At 35.1% G+C, this 19,589-nt stretch carries 13 protein-coding genes; 4 read left to right on the forward strand and 9 right to left on the reverse strand.

Annotation, left to right across the window (positions count from 1 at the left end):
- Window positions 1-173: 173 nt before the first annotated feature.
- A complete protein-coding gene (gene pckA, locus ACIQ1E_RS06590; RefSeq protein WP_396169821.1) occupies window positions 174-1,808 on the reverse strand; it encodes a phosphoenolpyruvate carboxykinase (ATP) in 1,635 nt (544 codons plus the stop codon).
- Window positions 1,809-2,229: 421 nt separating this feature from the next.
- On the opposite strand from pckA, the gene ACIQ1E_RS06595 reads away from it, so the two are divergent.
- On the forward strand, window positions 2,230-3,930 hold the full coding sequence (locus ACIQ1E_RS06595) for a putative transporter (protein ID WP_396169822.1): 1,701 nt from the start codon (window positions 2,230-2,232) through the stop codon (window positions 3,928-3,930).
- Window positions 3,931-4,316: 386 nt separating this feature from the next.
- Here ACIQ1E_RS06595 and ACIQ1E_RS06600 read toward each other — a convergent pair whose 3' ends face one another.
- From ACIQ1E_RS06600 to ACIQ1E_RS06615, 4 genes are all read right to left on the reverse strand, one after another.
- Complete coding sequence (locus ACIQ1E_RS06600) at window positions 4,317-5,684, reverse strand: efflux transporter outer membrane subunit (protein ID WP_396169824.1); 1,368 nt, start codon at window positions 5,682-5,684, stop codon at window positions 4,317-4,319.
- Window positions 5,677-8,847, reverse strand: a complete 3,171-nt coding sequence (locus ACIQ1E_RS06605; RefSeq protein ID WP_396169826.1) for an efflux RND transporter permease subunit — start codon at window positions 8,845-8,847, stop codon at window positions 5,677-5,679. Before ACIQ1E_RS06605 ends, ACIQ1E_RS06600 begins: the two co-directional genes overlap by 8 nt.
- Window positions 8,848-8,865: 18 nt before the next feature.
- Window positions 8,866-10,020: an efflux RND transporter periplasmic adaptor subunit gene (locus ACIQ1E_RS06610; RefSeq protein ID WP_396169828.1), complete on the reverse strand. Its 1,155-nt coding sequence runs from the start codon at window positions 10,018-10,020 to the stop codon at window positions 8,866-8,868.
- Window positions 10,021-10,173: 153 nt separating this feature from the next.
- A complete protein-coding gene (locus ACIQ1E_RS06615) occupies window positions 10,174-10,914 on the reverse strand; it encodes a ZIP family metal transporter (RefSeq protein WP_396169830.1) in 741 nt (246 codons plus the stop codon).
- 185 nt (window positions 10,915-11,099) lie between these two features.
- On the opposite strand from ACIQ1E_RS06615, the gene ACIQ1E_RS06620 reads away from it, so the two are divergent.
- On the forward strand, window positions 11,100-12,053 hold the full coding sequence (locus ACIQ1E_RS06620) for a polyphosphate kinase 2 family protein (protein WP_396169833.1): 954 nt from the start codon (window positions 11,100-11,102) through the stop codon (window positions 12,051-12,053).
- 53 nt (window positions 12,054-12,106) lie between these two features.
- Here the strand turns inward: ACIQ1E_RS06620 and ACIQ1E_RS06625 are convergent, their stop codons facing one another.
- Window positions 12,107-12,799 carry an ion channel gene (locus tag ACIQ1E_RS06625; RefSeq protein ID WP_396169835.1) on the reverse strand — a complete coding sequence of 231 codons (693 nt, stop codon included), beginning with the start codon at window positions 12,797-12,799 and terminating at the stop codon, window positions 12,107-12,109.
- A 286-nt stretch (window positions 12,800-13,085) separates the two neighbouring features.
- Here ACIQ1E_RS06625 and ACIQ1E_RS06630 point away from each other — a divergent pair, with 286 nt between their 5' ends.
- A complete protein-coding gene (locus ACIQ1E_RS06630; RefSeq protein WP_396169836.1) occupies window positions 13,086-15,803 on the forward strand; it encodes an N-acetylmuramoyl-L-alanine amidase in 2,718 nt (905 codons plus the stop codon).
- A gap of 31 nt (window positions 15,804-15,834) precedes the next feature.
- Window positions 15,835-17,658 carry a family 10 glycosylhydrolase gene (locus tag ACIQ1E_RS06635; RefSeq protein WP_396169838.1) on the forward strand — a complete coding sequence of 608 codons (1,824 nt, stop codon included), beginning with the start codon at window positions 15,835-15,837 and terminating at the stop codon, window positions 17,656-17,658.
- Window positions 17,659-17,741: 83 nt separating this feature from the next.
- Here ACIQ1E_RS06635 and ACIQ1E_RS06640 read toward each other — a convergent pair whose 3' ends face one another.
- The 3 genes from ACIQ1E_RS06640 to ACIQ1E_RS06650 form a co-directional block, all read right to left on the reverse strand.
- Window positions 17,742-18,197 carry a copper resistance protein NlpE gene (locus ACIQ1E_RS06640; RefSeq protein WP_396169839.1) on the reverse strand — a complete coding sequence of 152 codons (456 nt, stop codon included), beginning with the start codon at window positions 18,195-18,197 and terminating at the stop codon, window positions 17,742-17,744.
- A 14-nt stretch (window positions 18,198-18,211) separates the two neighbouring features.
- A complete protein-coding gene (locus ACIQ1E_RS06645; protein ID WP_396169840.1) occupies window positions 18,212-18,646 on the reverse strand; it encodes an META domain-containing protein in 435 nt (144 codons plus the stop codon).
- A 135-nt stretch (window positions 18,647-18,781) separates the two neighbouring features.
- Window positions 18,782-19,261, reverse strand: a complete 480-nt coding sequence (locus ACIQ1E_RS06650; protein WP_396169842.1) for a hypothetical protein — start codon at window positions 19,259-19,261, stop codon at window positions 18,782-18,784.
- Between the last annotated feature and the right edge of the window lie 328 nt (window positions 19,262-19,589).

Here is a 19,589-nt window from a genome sequence, read left to right on the forward strand (position 1 = left end):
TGATTTGATAACATAAATTTTAATTTGGTAATCCTTTTAATTGAATGCAAATATAAAAGAAAAATCTGTAACCACGCAATTTTTATTTTAACTTATCTCAAATAAATTGTTAAAAAAACCACTTGCGATACATTTTATATAACACAAGTGGTTTTAGATAGTAATTCGAAGAATTATGCTTCAACAGCCTCTAGAGACGGTCCAGCAGCAACTAAACGTTTTCCTTCTGCGTCACCTGTATATTGCTCAAAATTTTTAATGTAACGACCAGCTAAATCTTTAGCTTTTTCATCCCATTCTCCTTCGTTTTTATAGGTATCTCTTGGGTCTAAAATTCCTTCGCTTACATTTGGCAAAGCGGTTGGGAATGTTAAATTCAAGAAAGGAATAGTTTTAGTTTCGGCTTTATTGATATCACCGTTGATGATAGCATCAATAATGGCTCTCGTGTTTTTCAAAGAAATTCTTTTTCCTGTACCGTTCCATCCTGTATTTACAAGATAAGCAGTAGCTTTGTGTTCTTTCATTTTACCAATTAATGTTTTAGAATACATTGTTGGGTGTAATGTCAAGAAAGCTTCACCAAATGCAGGAGAGAATGATGGTTCTGGAGCGGTGATTCCTCTTTCGGTACCGGCTAATTTAGATGTATATCCACAAAGGAAGTGGTATGCTGCTTGATCTTCAGTAAGAATTGAAACTGGAGGCAATACACCAAATGCATCGGCAGAAAGGTAGATGATTTTGCTTGCGTGTCCTGCTTTTGATGGCAATACAATTTTATTGATATGGTAAATTGGGTAAGATACTCTTGAGTTTTCAGTGATTGAATGGTCATAATAGTCGATATCTCCGTACTCATCCACAATTACGTTCTCTAACAACGCGTCTCTTTTGATCGCTCTCCAAATATCTGGTTCGTTGTTTTCGCTCAAGTCGATAACTTTTGCATAACATCCACCTTCGTAGTTGAATACACCATTGTCATCCCATCCGTGCTCATCATCTCCAATTAAATATCTTTTTGGATCTGCTGATAAAGTAGTTTTTCCTGTTCCAGAAAGACCAAAGAAAACAGCAACATCACCTTCTGGACCTACGTTAGCAGAACAGTGCATAGAAGCCATACCTTTCAATGGTAAGTAATAGTTCATCATTGCAAACATACCTTTTTTCATTTCTCCTCCGTACCAAGTACCACCGATAATTTGAATTTTTTCAGTTAGATTGAACAATACAAAGTTTTCAGAATTTAAACCTTGTTCTTTCCAGTTTGGATTTTTTGCTTTAGAACCATTCATCACTACGAAATCAGGTTTTCCAAAGTTTTCCAATTCATAAATAGAAGGTCTGATAAACATATTGGTTACAAAGTGAGCTTGCCAAGCCACTTCCATCACGAAACGAACTTTAAGTCTTGTATCTTCATTGGTTCCACAAAATGCATCTACTACATATAATTTTGGCGAAGTAGAAAGCTGTTCCAAAGTAAGTGCTTTCAAATCATCCCAAACTGCTTTGGTAGTTGGATAGTTAGGAGTACTAATTCCAGATTCTTTATCCCAGCAAATAGTATCTTTACTTACATCATCTTTTACAATATATCTGTCCTTAGGAGAACGTCCTGTAAAAATACCTGTTTTAACGGCCACACATCCTGTATCTGTCAACGCTCCTTTTTCAAAACCTTTTCTTTTATTAGACACTTCTGCTTTGAACAATTCCTCATATGAAGGATTGTAAACTACTTCATGATAACCTGTAATTCCTAAATCATGTAACTCCTGAATAATCTTAATGTTTTTCATAATTCAATTTTATTATTTGTTTTATTCGTTAAATTCTTTTTCAAAATTACGAAATTCAGTCATAAAAAAAACTGATAATTATCATAAAAATATATTATCTACGAAAACGATTTCTTTGTTTTAAAGGGTTTACAAGGGTTTATATGATATATATCATATTTACTAATTTAATAATTTGTACTTTTGAAACGGAAAAAAGTAAAGTTTTTATTACCTAATATTTAGGTTTATAAACAATATAGATTTACAGCACTCACTATTACCAAAACCATAAAAACGAGTTGTATTTCGAGTGGTTGTTTTCAAATCGTATTCTGTTAAGGGGAAAGACCTTAATGTAATAATAAAAAAGTTATTTGCGAGAAATAACGAATAAGCAATAGTTTGCATTAACTGAGTTTCAAATTTTAAATTAATATTTATGTTCGATTGGTTACATTTTTTATTTACTCCGACTGATGAGCCGGAGATGGCACAGTCTTTAATTGTTTTATTTTTAGCTATTAGTGTCGGTTTTTTTGTAGGTAGAATTAAATTCGGGAATATTTCCTTAGGTGTTTCTGCAGTAATGTTTGTTGGCTTATTTTTAGGTCATTTGGGATTTACAATGAATGCTGAATTACTTCAATTTGTTCGTGAATTTGGTTTGATTCTATTTGTTTACGGAATTGGTATTCAGGTAGGACCAACATTCTTTTCGTCCTTCAAGAAAGAAGGTTTAGTTTTCAATGCCTTAGGGGTTGGAACTGTGTTTCTTGGTGGAATTATAACGTATTTGATCCATTTGTTGGCAAATATTAAAGTTGAGAATGCAGTTGGACTAATGTCTGGTTCGGTAACTAATACTCCAGGATTGGGAGCAGCCAAATCAACTCTTATCGAAATTCAAAAACAATTAAACCTTCCTGCTGATCATTTTTCAGACCCAGCAATTGCTTATGCCATTACCTACCCTGTAGGGGTTTTTGGGATAATCTTCCTTATCATTATTTCAAAAAGCTTTTTGAAAGTTGATTTAAAGAAAGATTTGGAAATGCTTAAAGAGAAAAACAAAGACTCTGAAAATAAAATTGTCCGTCAAAAATGTAGAGTTACAAATCCCGATGTTTTTGGAAAAACCATTAAACAAGTACTGAAACAGTTTCAAATTGAAGATGTCATTATCTCAAGACAAAAGCATAGTGGAACAACCGTTGTTTATTCACCTTCTTTAGATGCTGTTATTGATAAAAAAGACGTTTTGATGGTAGTTGCTAAACAAAAAGACATTGATAATTTTATTCAATGTGTTGGTAAAGTTTCAACCGATTTATTTATTGAATCAGAAGATGATTTGACAACTAAGATTATCAGCGTTACACAAAAAACAGCAACACACAAAACGTTAGCACAATTGGACTTATACAATCAATATGACGTTAAAGTTACTCGTGTTATTCGTTCTGGTCTAGAGATTTTAGCCCAACCTTCATTAGAGTTGTTTTATGGAGATACCTTGATGGTATTTGGAAATAGACAAGCTATCGCTGAAGTTGAAAAAATTGTTGGAAATTCTAAAAAAATCCTTTTAGAACCAGATTTTCTTTCTCTTTTTGGTGGATTAATTTTTGGAGTTATCATTGGTTCTATTCCTTTTTTCATTCCTTCACTACCAGTACCTTTAAAGTTAGGAATGGCTGCAGGTCCACTTTTGGCTGCCCTATTCATCAGTAGATATGGTGGTGTTGGAGTCATTCACTCTTATATCAATAACGGTGCTATTCACTTTATGAAAGATTTTGGTATCTGTTTGTTCTTTGCTGCAGTTGGTATCAAAGCCGGACACGGTTTTGCTGATAGTTTTGTAGAAAATAACGGCTGGATGTGGATTTATTATGGTTGCTTTATCACTTTTATACCATTAACATTATTGGTATTGATTAGTAGATTTGTATTCAAACTTAGTTTTTATCAAATGGTTGGCATAATGAGTGGTTCGTACACGGATCCAGCAGCCTTGGCATTTAGTACAAAATACCTTGATTCAGATATTCCAAATCAATCGTATGCTACTGTTTATCCGTTGGTGACTATCAGTCGAATTTTAGTGGCCCAATTACTCATCTTGCTCTTTGCAAGTTGACACTCTATATATTTCAATCAAAAGGGGCTATTCATCACAATCTGAATAGCCCCTTTTACTTTCTAAGCAATTCATTTAGAGTCCACTTATTGAATACATCATCCACACAAACTAAAATTTCCTATAACCCCATTTGCCTCAAAAATAGTTTTTTTTGGGATAATTTATAGCTTTGCTGATATTAGTAAAAAAATCTGTTTTTTATCTGCCTGTCGGCAGACAGGTCGGTTTTAATCCGTTTTATCTGTGTACCATTTTCAAAATAGTTACAAGAAACAGGCAGTCATATTCTGTTTTTAATTGTTCGTAAACTTTCAATCTTGATTTTATCACAAAAAAAACTCGCCTAAAATTGACGAGTTTCAATAAATTATTTAGAGTAGGAACTAATTCCATCCACCACCTAAAGCTCTATACAATTGAATCATTGAACTCAATTGGCTTTGTGTTAATTCCGACAGACTTAATTCGGCTTCAAATAAAGCTCGTTCGACATCTAGTACTTCTAAATAGGAAATATAACCATTATAATACCTCGCATTTGATAACTCTAAATTCTTTCTAGCGGCAATGACTTGTCGGTTTCTTGCTGTCCATTCGTCTTTATAGGTTCTTACATTTTGCAATGATTGCTCTACTTCTGCCACAGCGACAATACAAGTTTTTTGATACGAAAGCCTAGCTTCTTCAGCAATTTGGCGGTATATTTCAACCCTTCTTTTATTTTTTCCAAAGTTAAAAATTGGTCCTGCTACCGATGCGCTTGCATTTTGTAAATAAGACGAGCCGTCAAATAATGTGCTCACAGAGCCACTTGCAAACCCCGCTAATGCAGCAATATTGAATGAAGGGAAACGCATGGCTTGCGCTACCCCTATTCTTTCATTGGATGCCATATAAAGTCTTTCGGCTTGATTTACGTCAGGACGATTACGCAACAATATCGATGGTATCGAAACCGGTATGTTATTCGCTACTTGCAATTCCACACTCGTTTTACCGCGCTCGATTGACTTTGGAGCTTGACCAAGCAAAATAGATATAGTGTTTTCAAGACTTGTTATTTGTCTTTTAATAGCTGGAATTGTAGCTTCTGCAATAGCGACTTGTTGTTCTACTTGCATCAGATCCACTTCAGAAACATAGCCAGCCTTGAATCTTTCATTAATAATATCATATGCTTTTTCCCTGGATTTCAATGTTTTTTGAGTAATCACCAATCGATTATCAAAATCACGAAGTTGAAAATACGCCACAGCAATATCGCTAACAAGATTCGAAAGAATCACTTTTCGACCTTCTTCGCTTGCTAACAATTCATTTTGAACCGCTCTGTTTTCGTGACGAATTTTACCCCAAAAGTCCAATTCCCAAGATAGTTGAGCAGCAGCTGTATTAGGCATGAAAGATTTATCATTGCTATTCACTGATCCACTGTAACCAATAGCTGGCAACAAATCGGCTTTGGTATAACCTAATTCTGCTCTTGTACGAACAATACGCGCCATTGCAATTTTCATATCGTAATTATTAGCCAATCCCGTGTTTATTAATCCTTTTAAAACATCATCATTAAAAAGATCAAACCATTTTACGTTCACCACTGAAGCTAAAGTATCTACACTTGCAGAGCTATTTCGAAAACTAGCTGCATTTTGATCTTCCGGTTTTTTATATTTAGGGCCTACCAAACAGCCCACTGGCAGAACGGCAAGGATAAAAATGACAACAACTATTTTAATTTTACTATTCATGATCTGTTGTTTTTGAATCCACATTATTTTCAGTTGTTACAACTTCTTCTTTCTTTTTTCCAATATTCTCAATCATCACATACAAACCGGGTACTATAAGAACCCCGAGCACTGTCGCAATCAACATCCCTGCGAATACAGCCATACCCATTACGATACGAGCTTGTGACCCTGCGCCTGTGGCTGTTAATAATGGTACAACTCCAAGAATAAAAGCGAAAGCAGTCATTAATATCGGTCGGAAACGAAGTTTAGCCGATGTCATAGCTGCTTCATAAAGTGGAACTCCTTTTTCGTGTTCTTCTTTGGCAAACTCAACGATAAGAATAGCATTTTTAGCAACTAATCCAATTAATAATACCAAACCAATCTGTGCAAAAACATTATTTACGTAAGCATCACTGGTGAATCTTGCTAAAAATAATCCTAAAAATGCTCCAAATACCGCTAAAGGCGCGCCTAGTAGTACACTAAATGGCAACTTCCAGCTTTCATATTGTGCTGCAAGAATTAAAAACACAAAAATCAATGCCATCAAAAACACAGTACCTCCGCTTGGTGAATTTTTTTCTTGATAAGACAAGTTAATATAATCAAAACTCATATCTGCTGGCAAGACTTCTTTGGCAACTTCTTCCAAAGCTGTTAAGGCTTGCGCACTACTGTAGCCATCACTAGGACTTCCTCCAATCTCAGCGGCACGGAATAAATTCAGACGATTAGTAAAATCGGGACCAGTTACTTTTGTGGCCGTTACCAAGGTCGAAATAGGCAACATATCTCCGTTATTATTTTTTATATAAATCAGATTTAAGTTTTCTGGCTTTACTCTATTAACGGCTTCACCTTGCAAATACACTTTGTATTGACGACCAAAACGATTAAAATCATTTACGTAAGTACCTCCTAAAAATGCACCCAACGCTTCGGTTACTCTCGAAACAGGAACACCTAATTTCATAGCTTTGTCGTTGTCAATCTCTAATTTAACTTGAGGAGTACCTGCATTGAAAGTAGTATAAATTCGTTGTATTTCTGGTCGTTTTTGAGCTGCGGCGATAAAGGCCTGAGTTTGTTGTGCCAAATACTGAGGCGAGTTTCCTCCTCTATCTTGCAACATCAAACTAAATCCTGCAGATGCCCCTAGACCTTGAATTGCAGGAGGACCAAATGCAAAAGCTGTGGCTGTAGTAATCTGTGTGGCCAGTTTTTTATTTAATTTATCCACCAATTGTTTGGCCGTTTCGGTTCTTTCTTCCCAAGGTTTTAACGAAATGAAAATAAAGGCGTTGTTGGGCTGAAATGAACTTGTAAGAGCACTATATCCGTTGATTGTGGTAAAAGATAAAATAGATTCTTCCTCTGCTAAAAAGCTATCCACTTTCTTTGAAACTTCATCGGTGCGCTGCAAAGATGAGGCTGGAGGTAATACAATATTGACTAAGACATATCCTTGATCTTCCTCTGGAATAAATCCTAAAGGTATTTTTTTGCCAAGAAAAACAACGGCAAGTAATATCACTCCGAGTAAAGCGACAATTCGCATCGATTTTTTTGCAAAAAAAGTAGCTCCTTTTAAATATCCACCAGTAACTTTTTCGAAAATTCTATTGAACCCAGCAAAGAACCTGGCCAGCCATCCTGTTTGTTCTTCAATAGGTTTAGTAGGTTTTAATAACATTGCACAAAGAGCAGGACTCAAAGACAAGGCGCTAAATGCGGAGAAAGCAACCGATACAGCGATGGTAATCGCAAATTGTTGATAAAAACGACCTGTAATACCTGGTGTCATTGCCACTGGAATGAAAACAGCACACAAAATCAAAGCAATCGCAATTACAGGTCCAGAAACTTCTTTCATAGCCTGTATTGTCGCTTCTCGCGGCGTTTTGCCTTTTTCGATATGGTGTATTACGGCTTCGACCACTACAATGGCATCATCGACCACAATTCCGATCGCCAAAACCAATCCTAATAACGACAGCGTATTGATTGAAAATCCTAATAAAGGAAAAACAGCGATAGTACCTATCAAGGATACAGGAACCGTAATCAATGGAATTATAGTAGCACGCCAGTTCTGTAAAAATATGAATACAACAAGTATAACCAATAAAATCGCTTCGAACAAAGTGTGAACTATATCTTCAACTCCTGCGGTAATCGCTAGAGTAGTATCGAGTGACTCTTGGTATTTTATACCTTCTGGAAATCTTTGTGAAACTTGCTGCATCGCTTTCTTCACCTTATCAGACACTTCCAAAGCATTACTTCCAGGCATTTGATACAAAGCAAGTACCGCACTTGGTGCATTATTTCTTCTTGCAGTCGAACTGTAATTTTCTGTGCCTAATTCCAAGCGAGAAATGTCACTTAGTAGTACTTGTGCTCCATCTGCTTTACTTCGAACAACAATTTTTGAAAATTGTTTTTCTGTAACCAAACGATCTTGAAGCGTAACTCCATACGTAAAATCGGTTCCCATTGGCGCGGGTTCAGACCCAAATTTCCCACCAGGACTAATCATATTCTGGGCATTCAAAGCGTTTTTGACATCTTCGACTGTAACTCCTAACTTAGACATTACATCTGGTTTCAACCAAACACGCATGGCATAATCACTTCCTCCAAAAAGAGACACTTCACCAACTCCACTAATTCTCGATAATTGATCCAGAACGTTGATACTCGCATAGTTATTTAAAAATTTGGCGTCGTATTTTGGATTATCCGATGTGATGGTTATCAACATCATCGGAAAAGACAATGACTTTTTTACCACTACCCCCTGCTGTTTTACGCTGGATGGCATAAATGGCGAGGATTGATTCTGCCTGTTTTGCGTAAGCATATTGGCATTATCCAAGTTGGTTCCTACATCAAAAGTCACCTCGATAGTACAAGCACCGTCAGAAGTGTTGATGGATTTCATGTACAGCATATTCTCAACACCATTCACTTTTTGTTCAATAGGTGTAGCAACAGCTTGCTCTACATTTAGAGCATTTGCTCCTGTAAAACTGGTAGTAATTTTTACCACCGGTGGATTGATATCCGGATATTGTGAAATTGGTGTTTTTTGTAAAGCTAGTAATCCTAATATCACAGTAATGATACTAATAACCATAGCAACAATTGGTCTTCGAACGAAAAATTCTCCCATAATACTAGTTCTCTAAAATTATTTTATTGTTGCAGTTTGCGATTCTCCTGGCTGCCAAGGCGTCATTTTTGGAGTGATAACACTTCCGTTTTTCAACAAAGAAGTACCGCCCAAAGCAATTTTATCACCCGATTTCAAACCGTCTTCAATTACATAACCATCTTTATAGGTAGGTCCTGGCTTAATAATTTGCATTTTTACCTTGCTACTATCACCCAAAACATATACTTGATAAATCCCCTGCATCTCGATAACAGCCCGTTGCGGAATTATAATAGCATTATCACGGACATCAGTGACCACTCTGACCTTAACATACTGTCCTGGACGCAATAATTTATCTGAATTTGGAAATGAAGCTTCAAAAGTAATTGCTCCGGTAGTAGGATCCACTTGTCTATCAGCAAAACTAACCGTCCCCGTTTGCGGGTAAGTGGATCCATCTGATAAAGTTAAATATACCGATTTTCCGGCGCCTTTTAGTTTTGAGCCTGGTTTGTTAAATTCTCTATAAATTCGCAGAAATTCTTGCTCACCCATTGTAAAACGTACTCTTACATCTCCCAAGTCAGAAACCGTATTTAATAATGACGCTGCACCAGGACGAACATAATCCCCTACTCTCACTTTTGAAATTCCAATTAATCCATTGATTGGCGCTAAGACTCTACAATAGCCCAATTCTAATCTTGCATTTTGCACACTTGCTTTAGAAGCACTTAATGAAGCTAATGAAGCATTGTACGCTGCTTTTGCAGCTATTAGTTCTCTTTGGCTCACTGCATTTATTTTGGCTAAGGGAACCATCATATCATAGTCTGATTTAGTTCTAGCTAATCTAGCTTCTACCTCTGCCAATGAACCTTCTGCTTGGCTCAATTTGGCTTGAAAAGGAAGTGGGTCAATAGTGTAAAGTACCTGACCCTTAGTTACTAAACTACCTTCTGTGAAATTAAGGCTTTCAATAACTCCATCAACTCTAGTGTTAATCTGAATATCAGATTGACCGAAAGTCTGTCCAGAAAATTCCGATTCTAACCTCACATTTTGTTCTAAAACTTCAGCAACTGCAATTTCTAATGGCTTCATCTGTGGACCAGTTTCTTTCTTGCAAGATGAGAACATAAAAACTAATACTATGACCAATAAATAATACGTTTTCTTCATTTTCATTTTTATTATGTTGTTGTTTTATATTTTGTAATCTATTAACAGTACTATTACTATGATTTTATTTTTTTTTTGTAATATATTAAGTTGTAAATTTAATAAAAAAATCCACTTACTATCGCTGATCAATACAATTAACCAAAAAAATATTTTGAATTAATGCATATTTTCGAAGACGACAATACTTACGGAAATAAAAAAACCTAGCACCGTAAAAACTCCAGCCAATTTACCACCGTGTTCGTAGGCTTCAGGAATCATCGAATTGGCTAGCATCATAAGAATAGCTCCGCCTGCAAAAGCTTGAATAAATGACAACCATTCTTTTGAAGCTCCGCTAAATAGCTCAAATCCAGCTACCGTTGCAAAAGCACAAAACAAGGAAATGAACAGCCACAACAATAGTATTTTTTTCTTACTCCAACCTCCTTCTTTCATACCAGTGGAGCCAGCAATAGCCTCGGGAAGATTAGAGATAAAAACAGCTACCAGCATAGCTAAACTGACTTTCCCTCCTTCAAAAAGCCCTAATCCAATCACAATAGATTCGGGAATTCCATCGAGAATAATAGCCAAAACCATCGGAATCACTATGCTTGCACTTTTAGCAGCCCCCACTTTGTTTCGGTTACTTGCACCAAAATTGCCAATAATTTTATCGGCGAAAAAGAAGGTTGCGGCCCCAACAAAAAGACCAAAAGCGGGAAAGCCTGTTCCTTTACCCATTGTAACAGCTTCATAGATTAACTCATAGGAAATGGCAGAAATCAGTGTGCCTGCACCAAATCCCATAACTATACCAATAGTTCTATGACTCAACGAGAATCGAACCGCAATAATTCCGCCAATAATTAAAGAAGAATTTGCAAGTAAGCCCCAAAGAAATGCTTGTATCATTTTTGTGTTTTTTGTATAACAAATTTAGACTATATTAACATTATAAAAATAGTTATCTATAACTAATTATAATCTACCGCTATTTAATCGCAAAATTTTGCCTTATTCCACTTTTAATTTCGGAATTTAAAGTAACAGTCAGTAACAATTTTAATTAACTTTACATTTACTAAAAATTTTAAATTATGGCAAAGAGCAACAATTTTGAAGAAAACGCAAGAAACTTAAGCAACTTAAGTAAAAAAGAACTTGTGAAAAGAGCTAAGAATTTCTCAAAACAATATTGTGTTGGCAAAGGAGATGATTTTCGTTTAGAAGAGTATGAAACTAAAGCGAGTTTCCATTTAGGAGATGACGGAAAAGAACTAGTCAACGAAACTTTGCAGCTAGGAGTTGATGCTCTGGCCGCAATGCAAGATATTTTATATGCTCAAGATAAATGGTCGCTGTTAATTATTTTTCAAGCAATGGATGCCGCAGGCAAGGACGGAGCGATAAAGCACGTAATGTCAGGCGTGAATCCACAGGGCTGTCAAGTATCTTCGTTTAAAGCTCCAAGCTCCGAAGATTTAGATCACGATTATCTATGGCGTTGTCAAAAACATTTGCCTGAACGAGGACGAATAGGAATTTTTAATCGCTCATACTATGAAGAAGTATTGGTGGTTCGGGTTCACGAACAAATATTAAAGAATCAAAAATTGCCGCCAAAATTGATTAGCAAAGACATTTGGGAAGACCGTTTTCAAGACATCCGTAACTTCGAAAAATACCTTAATAGAAATGGAACCGTTGTTGTTAAATTTTTTCTAAATGTATCGAAAAAAGAACAAAAGAAACGGTTTATAGAGCGTGTTGACGACCCTGATAAAAACTGGAAATTTAGTGCAGCCGACGCCAAAGAGCGTGGTTACTGGGACGATTATATGCACGCTTATGAAGAATTAATTAAAAATACATCAACCGAAAAATCACCTTGGTATGTAATTCCAGCTGACAACAAATCATATGCTCGCATCGCCATTGCGTCCGCCATTATCACCGCTTTAGACGAACTTGATTTAGAATATCCATCGGTAAATGAGGAAAAAATAGCCGAATTACAAGCGGTGAAAAAAGCATTATTAGAAGAAGATTAGTTTAAATCTTCCCCTTCTTAAACAAGTCAAAATAATAGCTGTAATTCAAGCTGTTATTTTGGCTTTACTGTTGAAGCATACTTCCCTACTAACATAGAAATTATGACTGCGATATACAGCTGTCCCGACACGCTGATCAAGATGGCCAAAGATTTGGCTATCGGATTAGTGGGAGTAATATCTCCATAACCCGTTGAAGTAAAAGTCATAAAAGTATAATAGAGATTATTATACATAGGATTTAAAGCATTGATCGGATCTGTTCCATAGAAATTAGCATTATAAGCTTCAGGAACAGTAGCCGCTACTATTGCCACGATCAAACTGTAGGCAAATCCTAATAAAAGATAACCCGTAATCGCATCGACGAGAACCTTGGCATTAACAGTTTTTGTGGAAGAAACCTGCTTAATCAAACTATAAACTAAAAAAATAAAAAATAAAAAATTAAAAGCTTTAAATACTTGCTTCAAGAATTCCAGTTCACTAAAAAAAGACACCCAAATGGTCACAATGATAAAAATAAACATTCTTAGTATGGACTTTCTATTGTTTTTGATGGCCATAACAGCAAATATAAATACAAAGGATAGCGACAAAGAATACAGCAAATTTTGGTATTTAGGATGAAAAAGAGGAACAATAAATACCGTTATAATGGTAAAAAACAAAAGAATTGCATTTGCTAAAGGAAAATTATTTTCCTCATCCTTTCCTGAAAATATATTCTTAAAACTTAGCATCATTGTTTTATTTTTATTAAAAAAAAGCGGATCAAAACATAATCTACAAAAATATTATCACTCAAAGATATCAAAAATAGTCGTTCAGAAATTGGAAGCCGAAAGAATTTATAGTGCAAAATGAAATCGATTCAAAAGCTATAAACTAAATAATTTATTAATAAGTCTGTTTTTATTAAATTGTTTATATAAAAATGTTTTAATAAAAAAATTAATTGCTTAATTATTGATTTATGTTATATTTGTAACGAGAATATTTCTTTTTGCTTAAAATTTAACATCTAATCCAATGAATTTAAATTTACTTAAAAACCTATCTAAAATCTTACCTTTAATGTTGCTTTTCTATACTCATAATGGTATGGCACAAGACAAATTATCTGATGAAAAATTATTAAAACTGGTAGACAAGCACATCCAGTCGCCTATAAAAGAAAGTTTTGATACTAATGGAGAGGTCTTTTTACAAAGAGATATGAGTTCGGTATTCGAATCTGTAACTGCTACAAGAAAATATGACAGCAGTAAAAAATCAATTTCGATTCACTCTGGAGACGAAGGTGACGATCATCATCACGATGGATTGGCTGAATTTTTAAATAGCCCACAACCTTCTGTTGCAACTTTTGAAAAATACTTTGCCAAAGCAGCACAAGAATACAATGTTCCTGTTGAAATTTTAAAGGCTATGGCTCAAGTGCAAAGTAATTGGGCACAATTACCTGCATCTTTTTACGGTTCGTATGGTGTTATGGGACTTATTGAAAATGACCAAACCCAACAAATTAGTTTGGCTGCAAAAATTTCAGGTATTTCAAAACAGCTTATAATGGACAAACCTGAAGCTAACATTAAAGCTGCAGCCGCCTTGTTAGCATTCTACAAAAAATACCAATCAAAAACTTCTGAATTAGAAGATTGGTATCAAGCCACTCGAGAATTAACTGGTTTAACTAATGAAGAGATGAAATCTTCATTAGCCAATCGAGTGTATAAAATTATAAACGATGGTTCGAAAAGCATTACAAATTGGAAGGAAATCATCAATATAGCCGCGAAGAAAGTTGCTATCCCTTCTATAAGTAGCAGTAATAGAATTAGCCAAGTTTCAAAGAATAATGCATACACTGTAGATTACGCAACAGCAAAACCTCGTTTTTCACTTTGTGACACCAGCAATAGCAACGGCTTACCCAATCCGAGATCAAGCGACGGAGCTGCTTACTTAGGCACCTATTCTTTAAGTAGAAACGGTTCTGCTATAAATTATTATTTTATACATTATATGGCTGTAGGAACCTATGAAGGCGCAATTAGCTGGTTTGGAGATTGTTATCGTACAAGCCAATCAAGCGCAAACTATTGTATTCGAAATGTTGATGGAGAAATTGCTCAAGTGGTAAAAGAATCGCATCGCGCTTTTGCACAAGGTGTTGCCGAATATAACAATGGAGGGATTAGCACTGAGCATGAAGTTTTGGCAACAAATCTAGCGATGTGGGATAGTGAACCAATGCTGGTTGCTTCTGCCAATTTAGCAATAGATGTTTGTAATAGAAATGGAATTGCACGAACTCGTCGGGTAAATAATGGCGAAAGAGCAATCTATGGCCACAGTGACGTGCGCGCGACCGATTGCCCGAATTTGACTCAAGCCAGATGGGATAATTTGATGGCGAGAATCTCTGGAGGCGTGGTTATTCCTTCAGTTGCAATGCCAACACTTTTTTCTGTTATGAACCCTGGAACTGGAAATCAACTTACGGTATCTTGGAAAGCAAATGTAGAATCTTCTTTGCTAGGTTACAGATTGTATTATGCAACCGATGAATCGCAAGTTACTTGGGCTTTGGCTGCCGATGAAGCCACACTTACAGCAAGCACAACTTCAATTAATCTGAATCCAGCTGATTTTAAAGTGGTACCTACAGCTGATGTCTATCATTTTAGACTAACGGCTGTAATTCCAAATGGAACCAATCCTATTGTCGAAAGTTTGGCGAGTGACGTCTATTCAAGAAGTTCCAATGTAACTGGAAAAAAGGTACTGATTGTCGATGGTTTTGACCGAGTTGGTGCCTACACAAAGTCCTTCCATAATTTTGCAACAAATTATTTCAATGAATTAAAAAACAACGCCAGCCTACAAATTAGTACAACCGCAAACGAAAAAGTAGAAGATGGTACGATCGCATTAAGCAATTATGATATGGTATTTTGGTTCACAGGTGATGACTCAAGCTCAAATATACCGCTATCGGTAAACGAAAAAAACAGTATCAAAACCTATCTTGAAAATGGCGGCAAACTATTGTTGTCAGGTTCAGAGATTGCCTATAATTTAGGGCGAAGCGCTGCTGGTCTCTACGATTTAGCATTTATGAATGGCTATTTAAAATCAAGTTATGTTAGCGATGGAGTTCAAGGTGATAGTCCTGCTCAAGGAATTATTGGTGGGCCATTTGAAAATGTAACTTGTACCTTGGGAGTAGCATATCCTGAAAGATATCCTGATAACCTTGCTGCATTTGGAGGCTCTACAACTATTTTTTCGTACACCTCTGCTGGAAAATTTGGTGGTATTGCCTATTCAGGAAATTTTGGAACAAGTACAACTCCAGGTCAACTCGTTTATGTCGGTTTTGGAATTGAAAACATATCTCAATCGGAAAGAGATCTTTTCATGAAAAAAGCTTTGTCTTATTTTAATGTAAACTTACTAGGAGTTGATGATGTTATTGCGAACATCAATGAGCAAGCTATCTTTTATCCAAATCCGTTTACTAGCGAAGTCAAAATTAATTTTAACACCAATCAAATAGGCAAAGTAAGCATTAGAATAATGGATTTAACAGGAAGAATTTTAAAACAAACTTCGATAAATACCGAAGGCTCGTTTAGCAATGAAGTGATTATCGATACAGATAATTTATCCAAAGGAATGTATCTTTGCGAATTGAAATTTCCTGATGGTCAAGTACAAACAAACAAAATTATTAAAAAATAAAAAATAGAATCCCAAACCAAATTTATTAAGCATGAAATCAAAATTAGCAATAATTACTTTTATACTCTATTCACTTTTGCATACAAATGAAGTGAAAGCCCAATGTGTGATTGGAAATGAATTTAGCAAAACAACTCCAAAAAGAGATTTAAGAGGGGTGTTTGTAACATCTGTATTTAATTTAGATTGGCCAACAAATAGACTTGCTAGTCCGGCTACCCAAAGAGCTGAATTGATAACGATTCTTGATAATTTAAAATTAAATGGTTATAATTCAGTGTATTTGCAAGTACGCTCAGAATGTGATGCAATGTACTCCTCTACCCTTGAACCTTGGTCTCAATGGCTTACAGGAACTCAAGGTTTAGATCCTAATCCTTTTTGGGATCCACTAGAATTTGCTATTACAGAAGCTCATAATCGCGGCTTAGAATTACACGCCTGGTTGAATCCGTATCGTGCACAGACTTCATCAAGCACTACTTATCCTAAAGCAGCAAATCATATTATTAATACGAAGCCTAGTTGGATTTTTACGTCTGCTACAAATGCTAATTTGAAAATATTGGATCCTGGAATTCCTGATGTAACAACATATATTACATCGATTGTACAAGATATTTCTAATAGATACAATATAGACGGAATTCATTTTGACGATTATTTTTATCCTGCCGGTGGTATGACAGCCTCACCAAATAACCAAGACGCTGCCTCCTATGTAGCTTATAATCCTGGTGGTTTATCACTTGTAAATTGGAGAAGAGACAATGTCAACAAAATGATTGCTTCGGTTTACGATGCTATTCAAACCATTAATACAACGAAAAACAAAAATATTATTTTTGGAGTAAGTCCTTTCGGAATATGGAAATCTGGAATCCCAAAAGGAATTACTGGACAATCGTCGTTTAATGACTTGTTTTGCGACCCAATTGCCTGGTTGAATGCTGGAAAAGTTGATTATTTGGCACCTCAATTGTATTGGAGAATTACCGGTTCCCAAGATTACATAGCCTTATCAAAATGGTGGAACGACCAAGTAAAAGCTAGAAACAAACAACTCTATGTAAGTCAAGGAATATATAGAATGGGCTCAGCGGATGGGGATTGGCCAGTTACTGAAATTCAAAATCAAATCAACCAAAATAGAGTAGCAACAATGGATGTTACTTTTGGTCAGATTTTCTATCGCTATAAAAACATAAAAGATAATTTAAAAACGATTAATGACGCACTAAATGGCGCTCAATTCAAGTACAAATCGTTTGCTCCTCCAATTGCAGGCAAAGATGCTGTTTGTCCAGAAAAACCAACCAACATTCGTTTTGGAACTTTAAAACTGCAATGGGATACTCCTGCAGCAGCTAGCGATGGCGATTTACCTGAAAAATATGTTGTTTATGCTTTTGCAAATGCTGCCGAAGCGATTACCAACATGAATGATGGTTCTAAAATTGTTGATATTGTCGCAGGCAACGAACTAGTGCTTACCCAACCCATGATCGATACCCAACACTTTGTTGTAACTTCCTTAGACAAAAACAACAACGAAGCGGGAGATTTTAATACAACGCTTGGAAATTCAGAATTTGATGCATTGGCAAGTGATAATTTTATAGTTTACCCAAATCCTTTTGTTGATTCTTTTACTTTGGATTTGAAAAACGCTTCGATTCAAATGGACAGAATCTCCATTTTTGATGCAACAGGAAGACAAGTTTGGGAACAAAATATCGAATCAAACAATTCGACTACAGTGATTTCACCTTCAAATCTTACTTCTGGAGTATATTTTGCAAAAATATCGTTCGGCAACGGGACTACTGAAAGCTTTAAGCTCATTAAAAAATAAATTTTGGTTTAGTTTTAGTTAGGTAAAAAGGGTCTGATTTCTTTGAAATCAAACCCTTTTTCGTTTTTCACCAACATTACAATTTATTTTCTCAAAACAAACAAATCGGCTAAATCCCCCGTGATTGGTTTTCCTTCCATATCCAATTGAATCAGTTGGTTCTCCCCTACTTTGTATTGTGACGGACCGCCTTTACCACCTTCTAAAGAAATATTTCCACCTGTTTTGTCCCAAACAAAATTTCCTTTTTCTTCGAAAACTTTTCCATCGCCTTTGCCTAAATATTTAGTTTTCATTACATAAGTCAAATCAAGATTCAAGACAATTTCAGTTTCAATACCTTCGCAATCTGCACAAGGAGTTATTCCTTTATAAGTTCCTGCCCAATCTAATGCATTTTGGGAATTGTCAACTTTAGGAATCATTTCATTTTCAACAACTTCTTTAGGTATTGAATCCTGTTTGATTTCAACTGTCTTTACCTCTTTTTTACAAGAAATAAAGAATACACAAGCAATCAGTACAATAAATAGTTTCATAAATTAGGATTTATTTAGTTCTTTTCAAAACGCATCATGGCAATGTCTCCCATAATAAAATTCAATGTTTTTCCATCTTCGGATATCGAATAGGAATCGATTTTTTCCAACATTTTCATATAGGTGTTTTCTCCATTTCCTGGACAAGCCATCATACTCATACCCATTTTAGCGTCTTTGAAATTGATTTTACTTCCTTCGACTTTTAGCGTACCAAAATATTGATTACAGCTATTGTTTCCTGAAACTTTATTTTCTTTCAAATCGAAGCTTATGGTTGGTTTTTTATCTGGATACAAACCATCAAAAGCGATTCTGGGACCTGAAATATAATTTAATTGCCAAGTCCCTTCAAGTGTTGAAGTGTTCTTATTCATAGATGATTGAGTTGATTTACAAGCTGTAAATACTAGAAATGAAACAGTTAAAAATAAAAAATACTTTTTCATAATTGGCAGATTTAAAATTAAAGAGAGTACAATTTAAGAAAATTATTAATACGCGGACTAATTATCAAAATTTAAGCCAAAAAAAAAGTGCAGTGAACTAAATCACCACACTTTTAAAATTTAAAATTAATACTACTATTTTCTTGTAGCATCCATTTCTCCAATGAATGGAATAGAATTTTGCATTTCAGATAAAACAGTTACGTACATATAGTTTTCGAACTGAATAATTTTTGCTGCCGTAAGAGCTCCAACTGCTTTTTTGTATTTGTCATAGTATCTTGACATCAATTTTTGATAATCTGCACTATTTTTCAAACTTTCTTTAGCAATTTTGTCAGCACTTTCATTACTAAGAGTAGCGTAATTGCTAGCATATTCGTTGATGATGTCTACTTTTACTTTTCCTAAAGCTTTGCGCTCTAGTTCAAACTCATCATACACTTTCCAAAATGCAGTAGCTTGAGCATCAGGAATTGCCATATAAGCAGCTGCTAATTCTTTTTTAGATTTTCCGTAAATACCTTGAATGACATCAAGATCTTCTTTACTAGTTGATTGAGCAAAAACTCCTGTGGTTATTGCTACTAAGACGATTAAAAATACTTTTTTCATAATGATTAATTTGTAATTGTTACATTGTTAATTTCTCCAAATTTATAAATAATTCGAATAGTAAAAAAACGCTTTATGATTTAATTTGCCCTTCAATCGTGATAGATATGAATATTAGTTAAAATTAACTAGTAAGCACAACGTAGACAGATAGGGTTATATAGTAGATTTTATAATCAAATTCGACATAAATAATAATTTCTATTTAGTCATTCCTTAAGAACCCACTTTTTGAGTTTTTAGATTTTTTACCAAAAATACATCTGCAAAAATAAGCAGTAAAAATTCGAGCCAAAGAACAATTTGCTCTTTGATTTGGTTGAATCGT

The sequence above is a fragment of the Flavobacterium sp. genome, assembly GCF_044348915.1.
In the GTDB taxonomy this organism is placed as follows: domain Bacteria; phylum Bacteroidota; class Bacteroidia; order Flavobacteriales; family Flavobacteriaceae; genus Flavobacterium.

What these genes read in the sequence shown, in the direction of transcription:
- pckA (WP_396169821.1), bottom strand. Translation starts at nt 1,808, where the DNA reads ATGAAAAACATTAAGATTATTCAGGAGTTACATGATTTAGGAATTACA.
- ACIQ1E_RS06595 (WP_396169822.1), top strand. Translation starts at nt 2,230, where the DNA reads ATGTTCGATTGGTTACATTTTTTATTTACTCCGACTGATGAGCCGGAG.
- ACIQ1E_RS06600 (WP_396169824.1), bottom strand. Translation starts at nt 5,684, where the DNA reads ATGAATAGTAAAATTAAAATAGTTGTTGTCATTTTTATCCTTGCCGTT.
- ACIQ1E_RS06605 (WP_396169826.1), bottom strand. Translation starts at nt 8,847, where the DNA reads ATGGGAGAATTTTTCGTTCGAAGACCAATTGTTGCTATGGTTATTAGT.
- ACIQ1E_RS06610 (WP_396169828.1), bottom strand. Translation starts at nt 10,020, where the DNA reads ATGAAAATGAAGAAAACGTATTATTTATTGGTCATAGTATTAGTTTTT.
- ACIQ1E_RS06615 (WP_396169830.1), bottom strand. Translation starts at nt 10,914, where the DNA reads ATGATACAAGCATTTCTTTGGGGCTTACTTGCAAATTCTTCTTTAATT.
- ACIQ1E_RS06620 (WP_396169833.1), top strand. Translation starts at nt 11,100, where the DNA reads ATGGCAAAGAGCAACAATTTTGAAGAAAACGCAAGAAACTTAAGCAAC.
- ACIQ1E_RS06625 (WP_396169835.1), bottom strand. Translation starts at nt 12,799, where the DNA reads ATGATGCTAAGTTTTAAGAATATATTTTCAGGAAAGGATGAGGAAAAT.
- ACIQ1E_RS06630 (WP_396169836.1), top strand. Translation starts at nt 13,086, where the DNA reads ATGAATTTAAATTTACTTAAAAACCTATCTAAAATCTTACCTTTAATG.
- ACIQ1E_RS06635 (WP_396169838.1), top strand. Translation starts at nt 15,835, where the DNA reads ATGAAATCAAAATTAGCAATAATTACTTTTATACTCTATTCACTTTTG.
- ACIQ1E_RS06640 (WP_396169839.1), bottom strand. Translation starts at nt 18,197, where the DNA reads ATGAAACTATTTATTGTACTGATTGCTTGTGTATTCTTTATTTCTTGT.
- ACIQ1E_RS06645 (WP_396169840.1), bottom strand. Translation starts at nt 18,646, where the DNA reads ATGAAAAAGTATTTTTTATTTTTAACTGTTTCATTTCTAGTATTTACA.
- ACIQ1E_RS06650 (WP_396169842.1), bottom strand. Translation starts at nt 19,261, where the DNA reads ATGAAAAAAGTATTTTTAATCGTCTTAGTAGCAATAACCACAGGAGTT.